Consider the following 11,619-nt stretch of genomic DNA (forward strand, 5'->3'; position numbering starts at 1 on the left):
TGGCCTGCGCGGTGCGGGACGCTCGGTAAGGTCGGTCTGGCCGGTCCGAACGGTTCTGTGGCCGTGCGGCTAGCCGTGCCGTCCCAGCATCGCGACCGTGAGGTGACACCCGTGACGAACAAGGTCGACGTCCTCGTCCACCGGCTGGATCCCGAGCTGCCACTGCCGTCCTACGCCCACGCCGGCGACGCGGGCGCGGACCTGGCCGCCGCCGTCGACGTCGAGCTGCCGCCCGGCGAGCGCGCGGTCGTGCCCACCGGCCTGGCCATCGCCCTGCCGGACGGCTACGCGGCGTTCATTCACCCCCGTTCGGGATTGGGCGCTAGGTTGGGGGTGACCATCGTGAACGCGCCCGGTACCGTCGATGCCGGCTATCGGGGCGAGATCAAGGTGACACTGCTGAACACCGACCCCCGCGCCACCGTCCGGCTGCGGCGCGGCGACCGCATCGCCCAGATGGTCGTGCAGCGGGTGGAACGCGCGGTCTTCCACGAGGTCACCGAGCTTCCGGGAACGGCACGCGGGGACGGCGGATTCGGCTCCACGGGCGGGTTCGCGGATAATGGGCACAGCGAAGAAGGAGCGTGAGTCGTGGCTTTTGGACGTCGACGTCAGGCCGATGAGCCCGCCAAGGGGCCCGAGTCGGCCGACGAGGAGACCGAGGTCGCCGCCTCGGCCGAGGCCGACGCGGACGACGAGGCTCCGAAGCAGTCAGCCGCCGAGGGCGGTCCCTGGGACTCCGAGGACTCCTACCCGGAGATGCAGCGGTTCGACTTCGGTTCGCTTCAGGTGCCGGTTGCGCCCGGGCTGGGTTTCCAGGTCAACATCGAGCCCACCCAGGTGGACGAGGAGGGCAACCCGCTCGACGGACGCCCGGTCGCGGTGCTGGTCCAGTACGAGCAGAGCGCCATGCAGTTGCAGGCGTTCGCCGCGCCCAAGCGCAGCGGCATCTGGGTCGACGTGCGGCGGGAGACCGCCAAGGACATCCAGGAGGAGGCCGAGGGCCAGACCCAGGATCAGGAGGGCCCGTTCGGCCCCGAGCTGCTGGCCATGGTCCCGGCGGCGCTGACCGACGAGGTCCTCGCCGAGATGCCGCAGGAGATCCGCGAGCAGATCCCGGCCGAGTTCATCGAGCAGGGCTGGGCGCCGCAGGTGTACCGCTTCATCGGGGTGGACGGCCCGCGCTGGTTCCTCCAGGCGGTCGTGCAGGGCGCCGCGGTCGAGGACGAGGAGCAGTGGCAGGTCCTGGAGGACGTGTTCCGCAACATCGTGGTGGTGCGCGGCGAGTCGCCGATGCCGCCGCGCGAGCTGCTGGAGCTGAAGATCCCCAAGGAGTTCAACGAGGCCGACGGGGAGGACGAGGAGGAGGAGAAGGTCGAGACCTTCAACCCCTTCGAACGCGGCCCCGAGATCACCGAGGTCCGCTGACCCCGGCCTGACCAGCGGCGAGGCCCGCCGGAGCGTGCGCTCGGGCGGGCCCCGCCGGTCAGGGCTCGATCAGCTCGAACGGCATCGCGTGGGGGACGCCGACCTGCTCGCCGGCGGGGTCGACCATGCTCGTCAGGAACTCGCGGGGGTCGAAGTCCTCGCCCAGGCCCGCGAAATAGACCCGGTGGGCCTTCAATGAGGCGATGCCCGCCTCCAGGTGGCCGGTGACGTCCACGTAGTGCGTGCACTCGGGGGACCCGCCGAACAGCGCGAACCGCACGCCCTGCCATGGCTCCAGGCCCAGGTCGCGGAACACCCAGCGGTTGGCGGCGTCCCTGATCGCGTCCACGACGGCCAGGCCCAGCACCCGGTGGTCGGCCATGTTGAAGGAGCCGCCGGGGAAGGTGTCGCGGAAGTTCAGCGAGATCACCACCTCGGGGCGGTGCCGGCGGACGGCCTCGGCCAGGAGCCGGCGCAGCGGCAGCCCGTACTCCAGGACGCCGTCGGCCAGGTCGAGGAACTCCACGGCGCGCACGCCGACCGCGCGGGCCGCCTCCACCTGCTCGGCGCTGCGGACCAGGGCCGTCTCCTCCGGCTCCATCCCGTCGATGCCCGCCTCGCCCCGGGTGGCCAGCAGTTGCACGACGGTCTTGCCCTGGGCGGTCCACTTGGCGACCGCGGTGGAGCCGCCGTACTCCAGGTCGTCGGGGTGCGCCACGATCGCCAGCGCACGCGTCCAGTCCTCAGGTACCGGTTCCATGCCCCGATTCTGGCCGATCACGGGCCCGGCGCGCTCCGCGTCCCTGTCGCGCGCCGGGCGAAGGTGGGGTTTTGTCTACCCCGGTTGGTGGTCTGCACCCATCGTTCGCCACTCCGGCCTTCCCTAACGTCTGGATCAGACGCCGGAAGGGCGCGGATGAAGGAGGCAGGACGATGTTCGGACGAAGGCAGGCCGGTCCCGTGAGCACCGGCGAGGCGCTCAGGCTGGAAGGCGTGCGGAAGATCTACGGCGCCGAGGGGAACCGGGTCGCGGCACTGGACGGGGTCTCGCTGTCGCTGCCGTCCGGCACCTTCACCGCGGTGATGGGACCCTCGGGCTCGGGCAAGAGCACGCTGCTGCAGTGCGCGGCCGGGTTGGACCGTCCGACCGAGGGCCGGGTGTTCGTGGACGGCGCCGAGCTCGTGGCCGAGGGCGGCGAGGCCGCGCTGACCAGGTTCCGGCGGCAGCGGATCGGGTTCGTGTTCCAGCGCTTCAACCTGCTGCCGACGCTGACGGTGACGCAGAACGTGACGCTCCCGCTGAAGCTGGCCGGCCGGAAGGTCGACCGGGCCAAGGCCCGCGAGGTGCTCACCCGGGTCGGGCTGGGCGACCGGCTGAACCACCTGCCCTCGGAGCTGTCGGGCGGCCAGCAGCAGCGGGTCGCGATCGCCCGGGCGCTGGTCACCGAGCCCAAGGTGGTGTTCGGGGACGAGCCCACCGGCGCGCTCGACACCCGCAGCGCCCGCGAGGTGCTGGGGCTGCTGCAGGAGTCGGTGCGGCTGTACGGCCGGACGGTCGTCATGGTCACCCACGACCCGGTCGCCGCGTCGTACGCCGACTCGGTGCTGTTCCTGGCCGACGGCCGGCTGGTCGGCCACCTGATCTCGCCCACCGCCGAGGCGGTGGCCGAGCGGATGACGCACCTGGCCGACGAGGTCGAGCACCAGCGCGTCGCGGCGGGGGTGTGACGATGTTCGGGTTGGCTCTGCGCTCGCTGCGGATGCGGGCCGGCGGGTTCGCCGCCAGCTTCCTCGCGATGTTCCTGGGAGCGGCGATCCTGATGGCGTTCGCCTCGATGCTGGACACCGCGCGGGCCGGGAAGGCCACCGGCGCGGCCCGGGAGACCCTGGTGACCATGGCGATCGTGGTGGGCTTCTGGGGCCTGCTGCTGGTGATCCTCGCGGTCACCTCCACGCTGACCCTGTCGGTCCGGCAGCGGGCCGAGGAGATGGCGCTGCTGAAGAGCGTCGGGGCGACCCCGGCGCAGATCGGCCGGATGGTGGTGGGCGAGGCGGCCGGGCTGGCCGTCGCCGCCTGGGCGCTGGCGGTCCTGCCGGGCTTCCTGGCGGGCGCCGGGCTGCTGGAGCTGCTGCACTCCACCGACCAGGTGCCGGAGAGCGTCTCGTACGCGTTCGGCCCGGTCGCCCTCGCGATGGGCCTGGCGATCACGCTGCTGTCCGCGGTCGGCGCCGCGGTCGTCACGGTGCGCCGGACGGTGCGCGGCCGGGTGGCCGAGTCGCTGGCCGACGCCGGGGTCGGCCGGTCCCGGATGGGCAAGGCCCGGGTCGCGGGCGGGATCGTGTTCCTGCTGCTCGGCCTGAACCTGGCCGTGGTCACCTCCACCGTGATGCGCAACGAGGGCACCGACGCGATGGCCACCGCCGGCCAGGCCGACATCCTCGCCGCGCTGGGGCTGGCGCTGCTGGGGCCGTGGCTGATCCGGCGGACCGCGGGCGCGCTGGCCCGTCCGCTGGGGGCGTTCGGCGTGGCCGGTGACCTGGCGGTCAGCACGCTGCGCCGGCGGACCGGGCAGATGGCCTCCGTGGTCATGCCGATCATCCTGTTCACCGGGATCGCGGTCGGCACGCTCTACCTGCAGGAGATCGAGAACGATGCCATGGCCGCGGCCGGGCTGGTGTCCACGGTGGAGCAGAAGAACATCGCCACGCTCAACTTCGTGGTCATCGGGATGCTGCTGTTCTTCACCGCGCTGATGCTGGTGAACACGCTGATCGCGGCGACCGCGTACCGGCGCGCGGAGTTCGGCCAGCAGCGGCTGGCCGGCGCCACGCCCGGGCAGGTGCTCGGCGCGGTGACCCTGGAGGGCGTGCTGCTGACCGGGATCGGGCTGGCCTGCGGGACGTTCGCCGCGCTGTTCACCGTCCTGCCCTTCGGCATCGCCCGGGCCGACACGGCGCTGCCGGATCTGGAGCCGCTGACCTACGTGGCGGTCGCGTTGATCGCCGTGGTGCTGACGATGGCGTCGGCGCTCGGGGCGGCGCGGCGGGCGGTGCGGGTGCCGGCGGTGGAGGCGGTGAGCATCTGATCCCCGGATCGCGCGGACCGAGATCGCGCACCCGGCAGCGGGGCGGTCGCCTGCGGGCGGCCGCCCCGCATCGGTGTGCGCGCGGGGCGGCCCGAGGGGGTGTTTCATAAGTCTCGTCCGTGGCGAGCGGCGTCCAGGTGCGTAGGGTCCCTTCTGTGGACGAGCGTGTGAACTGGCAACCTGACGGCGAGCGGGAGCCGTGGCGGGACGCGGCGCGGGAGGAGGAGCGGGGCGCGGCCGTGATGCCCGCGGTCTTCGACGCCGCCGAGCGGTACGAGCCGCCCACCGAGCCGGAGACCGGGCTCGTCCCGCTGCACGACCCGGGGAACGTCGGCGATCCGGGGATCGCCGACCGGCCGGGCGCCGAGCGGGACGAGGTCCGCGTCGCGGCGCGCTCCACCCGGCCCGGGGTGGCGCATTCCAGCGCGGTGATGGCGGTCGGCACGGTGTTCTCGCGCGCGACCGGCTTCCTGCGCACCACCGTGCTGAGCGCGGCGCTGGGCGTGGGGCTGCTGGGCGACGCGTACCAGACCGCCGACATGATCCCGTTCACGGTGTACGCGCTGCTGCTGGGCGGCCTGCTGTCGAGCGTGTTCGTTCCGTTCCTGGTCAGGCGGCGCAAGCGGGACGCCGACGGCGGCGCGGCGACCGAGCACCGGCTGTTCACGGCCGCGGTGGCGGGCCTGCTGGTGCTCACCGTGGTCGCGGTCTTCGCGGCCGACCTGCTGGTCTCGGCGTACTCGGGGTACGAGGGGCGGCAGCGCGAGATCGCGGTGCTGCTGACCCGGCTGCTGCTGGTGCAGATCCTGTTCATCGGGATCAGCGGGGTCGCGGGGACGCTGCTGAACGTCCGGGAGCGGTTCGGCGCGCCGATGTGGGCGCCGATCGTCAACAACCTCATCACCATCGGGGCCGGGCTGGTGTTCCTGGTGGTCGCCGGATCCCGCCGGAGCCTGGACACGGTCAGCGACGCCCATCTGACGATGCTGGCGCTCGGGTCGGCGCTGGGCACGGCGGTGCAGAGCCTCCTGCTGGCCTGGTCGCTGTGGCGGGCCGGGTTCCGCTGGCGGCCCCGGCTGGATCTGCGCGGCTCGGGCTTCGGGGAGGCGGCGCGGGCGGCGCTGTGGATGATGGTCTACATCGTGGTGGCGCAGGCCGGGCTGCTGGTCTCCGCGAACGTCGCGACCCGCGCGGGCGCCCGGGCCGCGGCCGAGCAGGGCGGGCCGGGGGCGGGCCTGGCGGCCTACAAGTTCGCCGAGGTGGTGTTCCAGCTGCCGTACGCGATCATCGCGGTGTCGGTGATCACGGCGCTGCTGCCGCGGATGAGCGCGCACGTCGCCGACGGGCGGCGCGATCTGCTGCGCGCCGACTTCTCGCGCGGGCTGCGGCTGGCCTCGGCGCTGCTGGTGCCGCTGTCGGTGGCGATGCTGGTCTTCGCGATCCCGGGCGCGATCCTGCTGTTCGCGTACGGGAGCACCGCGCCCGCCGACGCCCGGCGGATCGGCCTGGTGCTCATGGTGTTCGCCGTGATGGTCATCCCGTTCACGCTGTTCCAGCTGCAGATGCGGGTGTTCTACGCGCTGGGCGACACCCGTACGCCGGGACTGCTGGCGATCCCGGCGGGGCTGGCGCAGGCGGGCACGGCGGTGGCGCTCCTGGCGCTGCTCCCGGCCCGGCACGTGGTGTTCTGGCTGCCGGTGGCGTACGGGCTGTTCTACCTCGTCGGCACGGCCGGGTCGACGCTGGTGCTGCGCCGGAGGCTCGGCGGCATGGACGGGCGGCGCATCTTCAGCACGCTCGCGCTGCTCTACCTGGCCGCCCTCCCGGGCGGGCTGTTCGCGGCGGGGTGCGTGTGGGCGTTCGGGCTGCTTCCCGGCGACCGGGTGCCCGGACTGCTGGCGATGGCCGTGGGCGGGGTCGGGGGCGGCCTGCTGTACCTCGCCGCCGCCCGGCTATTGAAGGTGGCCGAGGTGGGGTACTTCCTGGACGTGGCGCGCGCCCGCCTCCCCCTTCGCCGGCGCCGCTGAAGCAGTCACCCTCACCCACGGAGCGTTCGCTTGACCATGATGACCCCGCCGCCCACCACCGGGCGGGACGTGCTGCGGTACGCGGCATTCACCATCGACCCGCGCGGCGGCAACCCGGCCGGGGTCGTGCTGGACGCCTCCGGCCTGGACGACGCGGCGATGCTGGCCATCGCCGCGGACGTCGGCTACTCCGAGAGCGCCTTCCTCACCCGGGCGCCCGACGACCTCGGCCCGCCGGGGCGCGCCTTCGCCGTCCGCTACTTCAGCCCCAAGGACGAGGTGTCGTTCTGCGGGCACGCCACCATCGCGACCGCCGTCGCGCTGGCGGAACGTTCCGGCCCGGGCCCGCTGCTGTTCGCGACCCAGGTGGGGGTGGTGCCCGTCGAGGTCGAGGCCGGGCCCGACGGCGTCCTGCGGGCGACGCTCACCAGCGTGGAGCCGTACGTCCAGGAGATCAGCCGCAGCTACCTCGCCGAGGCGCTGGCCGCGCTGCGCTGGGACGAGTCCGACCTCGACCCGGCGCTGCCGCCCCGCGTCGCCTACGCCGGGGCGCGGCACCTGGTGCTGGCGGCGGCCACCCGGCGGCGGCTGGCCGACCTCGACTACGACTTCGACCTGCTCGCCGCCTACATGACCGCCCGCGACCTCACCACCGTGCAGCTGGTGTGGCGGGAGTCTGCGGACACCTTCCACGTGCGCGACCCGTTCCCGGTGGGCGGCGTCGTCGAAGACCCGGCGACCGGGGCCGCGGCCGCCGCGTTCGGCGCCTACCTGCGGCGGCTCGGCGCGGTCCGGGTGGCCCCCATCGCCCGGCTCACCCTCCACCAGGGCGAGGACATGGGCCGTCCGGGCGTGCTGAACGTGGAACTGCGCGAGAACGACACCCGGGTCAGGGTCTCCGGCGCCGCCGTGCCCATCCCGTCCGGCTGAGGCGCCTTCAGCGGCGGCGCTTGTGCACGGCCGGCCTCTTGGGCGTGACCGGCTTCTTGAGCGCGCTGCCCGCCACCCACCGCTTCCACGGGATCTGCCAGTAGCCCCAGCCGTTGTACGGCTCCAGCGGACGGTCGGTGCCCGTCACGTTCACGATGTCGCCGCGCAGCGAGCGCGCGAAGAACCATTCGGCGAACGCCGGGGAGGCGTTGACACACCCGTGGCTGACGTTCGCGCGTCCCTGCGCCCTGACCGACCAGGGCGCCGCGTGCACGTACTCCCCGCTGCTGGAGATCTGCACGGCGTGCCGCACCTTCTTCTTGTAGTAGCGGGGGTCCTCGCGGTCGGTCACGCCCATCCACGCCGACGTCATGATGACCGGGTCGCTCTTGCCCATGGCGAGGTGGACGCCGCTGGTGGTGGTGTAGGCCCGCGCGCCGCCCTTGCCCGCGCTGATGGCGGCCGACCGCACCGTGACGCCGTTCTCCTGCACCGTCATGCGGTGCCGCCGCACGTCCACGGTGCTGATCCGGCGCGGCCCGACGCGGAACCCCGCGGTGCGGTCGGACGCCCCGTACACGCCGGGCGCGGAGCTCACCCCGGCCGTGTGGGCCAGCAGCCTGACCCGCTGGCCGGCCGGCCAGTAGCGGCGCGGCCGGAAGACGGCCTGCCGCGGACCCGTCCAGTGCCAGGCGCCCGGCACCGCGCGCTTCATGCGGATCTCCAGCGCCCGCTCCACGGCGGCGCGGCGGGCGATCGGGCGGTCGAAGGTGACGATCATCGGCATGCCCGTCCCGACCAGCTCGCCGGTGCGCGGCGTCACGTCCGCGACCGAGAACGTCGCCGCGGGCCGGAGCGTGGTGAACCGTCCGGTCAGCGCGGTGGGCTCGCCCGCGGCGCCGGTGCCGGTGGCGGTCACGGTGTAGGTGGTGGCGGGCCGCAGCGTCCAGCGGGTGCGCCAGCTGCGCCGGTCCTTCGACAGCCGGCCGGCCGCGCGGCCGCCGCCGCCCCGCAGGTCGACCCGTCCCAGCGTGCCGCGCACGGCCGTGACGACGACGGGCCGGTCGGGGCGCACGTCGCGGGCGCCGTCCCCCGGCAGGAAGCGGATCGGCGCGGGCGGGGGCGGGGGTGCCTGCACGCCTCGCCCGCCGCGCGCGCCGCCCCGGTCCCCGTCGCCCCCGCCGCATGCCGCGGCCCCCGAAACCACCAGGACCATGGCCGGTACCAGCCGGTACACGCCTCGCAGCATTGCCGCCCCCGTCGCTGTGCCGCGTTTCATCCCTTACGTAGGGATATATTTACTGAGAGTGATAGTCGCAGGCCAACCTAGTCCGTCGGCAGGCCGGAGGTGGGCTTGTCGGCGCGCCGGCCGGGTCTCGGTTCGGTGAAGGCCGGAGTTGGCGGGCCGAATCGGGATTCGGCCGCTCATCTGGCGCTTTATCCGGCCACGGACGGTTCGTCGGCCGGTCTGATGCCTTAAGGTTCGAACATGGACGAGGTACCGGCCGACAAGGCGCCGGAGAAGGCCGAGAGCACCGCCGCCGGCGATGCGCGCGGCCGCGGCGGGCTGCGGCGCTTCCTGCGCCGCATGGCCTCCAGCAAGGCCGAGCTCGAGGCCGAGGAACTGCAGAAGACCTCCGACGAGGAAGGGGCCACGCCCATCACGGCATGCGCCACCCGCAAGCGCGCCCGCGTGGCGGGTACGCTACGCACCGTGACCCTGCGGCCCAGAGGTGGCGCTCCGGCCCTGGAGGCCGAGCTCTACGACGGAACCGACGTGATCAACCTGGTCTGGCTCGGCCGCCGCAAGATCGCCGGAATCGACCCCGGCCGCCGGCTGCACGCCGAGGGCCTGGTGAGCCTCCAGGACGGGCGCAAGGTCATGTTCAACCCCCGCTACGAACTGCGCGGTTCGTGACGGGGGCGGGGGACGGACAGAACCGAGCGGGAGACGCGTTGCGACCGATGAGCAAGGGACCGGCTGCCACCGGCAAGGCCGCCGGAACCGAGACCGAGCCCGAGACCGAGACCGAGCCCGACACCGGCCCGGCCGATTCCGCCGACGGTGCGAAGGACGGGGCGGGGGACAGCGCCCACGACACCGTCGAGGCGGCGGTGCGGGCCCAGCTGTCCAAGGCGCTCGGCGGCGTCCGCGGCATGATCGAGGCGGCCGTCCCCACCATCGCGTTCACCACCACCTACGTGGCGACCAAAGAGGTCCGGACGGCGGTCATCGTCGGCGTCGGCGCGGCCGTGGTGCTGCTGGTGGTCCGGATCGCGCAGCGCTCCAACCCGCAGTTCGTCCTGAACAGCCTGGTCGGCATCGCGATCGCGGCGTTCTTCGCGCTGCGCTCCGGCAGGGCCGAGGACGCGTTCATGCCCGGCATCCTGATCAACGCCGGGTACGGCGCGGTGATGCTGCTGTCGATCGTGACCCGCTGGCCGGTGGTCGGCTTCATCATCGGATCGGTCACCGGCGACCCCACCGGCTGGCGCGACGATCCGGGGATCCTGCGGCTGTGCTCCCGGCTGACCTGGATCCTGCTGATCCCCAACGTGCTGCGGGTGGTGGTGCAGTACCCGATCTACCTCGCCGACGGCGACCAGAGCGCGCTGCTGGGCCCCGCCAAGATCGCCATGGGCTGGCCGCTGCAGGTGGCGGCGCTGGCCGCGATGGTCTGGATCCTCGCCCGCGGCCGCACCCCGCTGCGATCCGCGAACCCGCACTGACCGCGGCGGTCCCGCGGGCGGCGGCTCGGGCCGCCGCCCGCGAGGCGTCCGCTGAAGACCTGTCAGCGGGCGCCGAGGAGCTCGGCCAGCTCGTCCTCGACGTCCTGGCTGGCCACGAACATCAGCTCGTCGCCCGCCTCCAGCGTGTCGTCGGCGGCCGGCACCAGCACCCGGCCCTCGCGCAGGATCGCCACCAGGGCGGTGTCGCGCGGCCAACTCACCGAGCCGACCCGCTCGCCGCCCAGCGGGGCGTCCTCGGGCAGCGTCAGCTCCACCAGGTTGGCCTCGCCCTGCCGGAAGGTCATCAGCCGGACCAGGTCGCCGACGCTGACCGCCTCCTCGACCAGGGCCGACAGCAGCCGCGGCGTGGACACGGCCACGTCCACGCCCCACGACTCGTTGAACAGCCACTCGTTCTTGGGATGGTTGATCCGGGCCACCACCCGCGGCACCCCGTACTCGGTCTTGGCCAGCAGCGACACCACCAGGTTGACCTTGTCGTCGCCGGAGGAGGCCACCACCACCTGGCAGCGCTCCAGCGCCGCGTCGTCCAGCGAGGCGATCTCGCACGCGTCGGCCAGCAGCCACTCGGCCCGCGGCACCATCTCCACCTTGATGGCCTTGGGGCTCTTGTCGATCAGCAGCACCTCGTGGCCGTTCTCCAGCAGTTCCTGGGCGATGGAACGGCCGACCGCCCCCGCCCCGGCGATCGCCACCCGCATCACGCGTCCTCCTCGGTGCGCACCGCGACCGCGGCGTTGATCCGCTCCAGATCGCCGGAGCGGGCGATGATGTGCACGATGTCGCCGTCCTGGACCACGGTGTCGGCGTGCGGGACCAGCGCCTCGCCCATCCGGGTCAGGAACGCCACCCGGGTGCCCGCGGCCTCCTCCAGCGTGGCGACCTTGTCGCCCACCCAGATCGTCCCGGCGTCCAGCTCGGCCAGCACCACGTCGCCGGTGGGATCGCGCCACAGCGGCTCGGCGCCCTCCGGCAGCAGCCGCCGCAGGATCTGGTCGGCGGTCCACCGCACCGTCGCCACGGTGGGAATGCCCAGCCGCTGGTAGACCTCGGCGCGGCGGGGGTCGTAGATGCGCGCCACCACGTTGTCGACGCCGAAGGTCTCGCGGGCCACCCGGGCGGAGATGATGTTGGAGTTGTCGCCGCTGCTGACCGCCACGAACGCGGAGGCGTGCTCGATGCCCGCCTCGGCGATCACGTCCCGGTCGAAGCCGAAGCCGGTGACCCGGCGGCCCTTGAACCCGCTGCGCAACCGGCGGAAGGCCTCCGGGGTCTGGTCGATGATGGCCACCGAGTGGCCCTTGTCCTCCAGGATATGGGCGAGCGTCGACCCGACGCGGCCGCACCCCATGATCACGATATGCACGCCCGTTCCTTCCCCCAAAACCCGCGGGATC

General features: G+C 73.3%; 12 protein-coding genes. 8 read left to right on the forward strand and 4 right to left on the reverse strand.

What is annotated here, in order from left to right; genetic code table 11:
• Nucleotides 1–111: 111 nt before the first annotated feature.
• Together dut and ABD340_RS12920 are read left to right on the forward strand one after the other, a co-directional pair.
• The gene (gene dut / locus ABD340_RS12915; RefSeq protein ID WP_344589095.1) at nucleotides 112–588 is read left to right on the forward strand and encodes a dUTP diphosphatase; all 477 of its coding nucleotides are present in this window, start codon (nucleotides 112–114) and stop codon (nucleotides 586–588) included.
• A 3-nt stretch (nucleotides 589–591) separates the two neighbouring features.
• A complete protein-coding gene (locus ABD340_RS12920; RefSeq protein WP_344589096.1) occupies nucleotides 592–1,428 on the forward strand; it encodes a DUF3710 domain-containing protein in 837 nt (278 codons plus the stop codon).
• Between the two features lie 58 nt (nucleotides 1,429–1,486).
• On the opposite strand, the gene ABD340_RS12925 is transcribed toward ABD340_RS12920, so the two are convergent.
• Nucleotides 1,487–2,188 (reverse strand): PIG-L deacetylase family protein, encoded by a 702-nt coding sequence (locus tag ABD340_RS12925; RefSeq protein WP_344589097.1) that lies wholly within the window; start codon nucleotides 2,186–2,188, stop codon nucleotides 1,487–1,489.
• Nucleotides 2,189–2,361: 173 nt separating this feature from the next.
• On the opposite strand from ABD340_RS12925, the gene ABD340_RS12930 reads away from it, so the two are divergent.
• The 4 genes from ABD340_RS12930 (at nucleotide 2,362) to ABD340_RS12945 (ending at nucleotide 7,471) form a co-directional block, all read left to right on the forward strand.
• On the forward strand, nucleotides 2,362–3,156 hold the full coding sequence (locus ABD340_RS12930) for an ABC transporter ATP-binding protein (RefSeq protein ID WP_344589098.1): 795 nt from the start codon (nucleotides 2,362–2,364) through the stop codon (nucleotides 3,154–3,156).
• A gap of 2 nt (nucleotides 3,157–3,158) precedes the next feature.
• Nucleotides 3,159–4,514, forward strand: coding sequence for an FtsX-like permease family protein (locus tag ABD340_RS12935; protein ID WP_344589099.1), 1,356 nt, complete (start codon nucleotides 3,159–3,161; stop codon nucleotides 4,512–4,514).
• Nucleotides 4,515–4,756: 242 nt separating this feature from the next.
• A complete protein-coding gene (gene murJ / locus ABD340_RS12940; RefSeq protein ID WP_425547363.1) occupies nucleotides 4,757–6,541 on the forward strand; it encodes a murein biosynthesis integral membrane protein MurJ in 1,785 nt (594 codons plus the stop codon).
• Between the two features lie 36 nt (nucleotides 6,542–6,577).
• Nucleotides 6,578–7,471, forward strand: a complete 894-nt coding sequence (locus ABD340_RS12945; RefSeq protein WP_344589608.1) for a PhzF family phenazine biosynthesis protein — start codon at nucleotides 6,578–6,580, stop codon at nucleotides 7,469–7,471.
• A 7-nt stretch (nucleotides 7,472–7,478) separates the two neighbouring features.
• On the opposite strand, the gene ABD340_RS12950 is transcribed toward ABD340_RS12945, so the two are convergent.
• On the reverse strand, nucleotides 7,479–8,720 hold the full coding sequence (locus ABD340_RS12950; RefSeq protein WP_344589102.1) for a L,D-transpeptidase: 1,242 nt from the start codon (nucleotides 8,718–8,720) through the stop codon (nucleotides 7,479–7,481).
• A gap of 240 nt (nucleotides 8,721–8,960) precedes the next feature.
• Between ABD340_RS12950 and ABD340_RS12955 the strand changes: the two genes are divergently transcribed.
• Both ABD340_RS12955 and ABD340_RS12960 read left to right on the forward strand, forming a co-directional pair.
• Nucleotides 8,961–9,389 carry an OB-fold nucleic acid binding domain-containing protein gene (locus ABD340_RS12955; RefSeq protein WP_425547341.1) on the forward strand — a complete coding sequence of 143 codons (429 nt, stop codon included), beginning with the start codon at nucleotides 8,961–8,963 and terminating at the stop codon, nucleotides 9,387–9,389.
• Nucleotides 9,390–9,436: 47 nt separating this feature from the next.
• The gene (locus tag ABD340_RS12960; RefSeq protein ID WP_344589103.1) at nucleotides 9,437–10,201 is read left to right on the forward strand and encodes a DUF3159 domain-containing protein; all 765 of its coding nucleotides are present in this window, start codon (nucleotides 9,437–9,439) and stop codon (nucleotides 10,199–10,201) included.
• A gap of 62 nt (nucleotides 10,202–10,263) precedes the next feature.
• Here ABD340_RS12960 and ABD340_RS12965 read toward each other — a convergent pair whose 3' ends face one another.
• Nucleotides 10,264–10,923, reverse strand: coding sequence for a potassium channel family protein (locus ABD340_RS12965; protein ID WP_344589104.1), 660 nt, complete (start codon nucleotides 10,921–10,923; stop codon nucleotides 10,264–10,266).
• Entirely contained in the window at nucleotides 10,923–11,588 is a 666-nt protein-coding gene (locus tag ABD340_RS12970) for a potassium channel family protein (RefSeq protein WP_344589105.1), read from the reverse strand. Before ABD340_RS12970 ends, ABD340_RS12965 begins: the two co-directional genes overlap by 1 nt.
• Nucleotides 11,589–11,619 lie beyond the last annotated feature (31 nt).

Source organism: Actinomadura vinacea (genome assembly GCF_039532545.1).
GTDB classification, from domain to species: Bacteria; Actinomycetota; Actinomycetes; order Streptosporangiales; family Streptosporangiaceae; genus Spirillospora; species Spirillospora vinacea.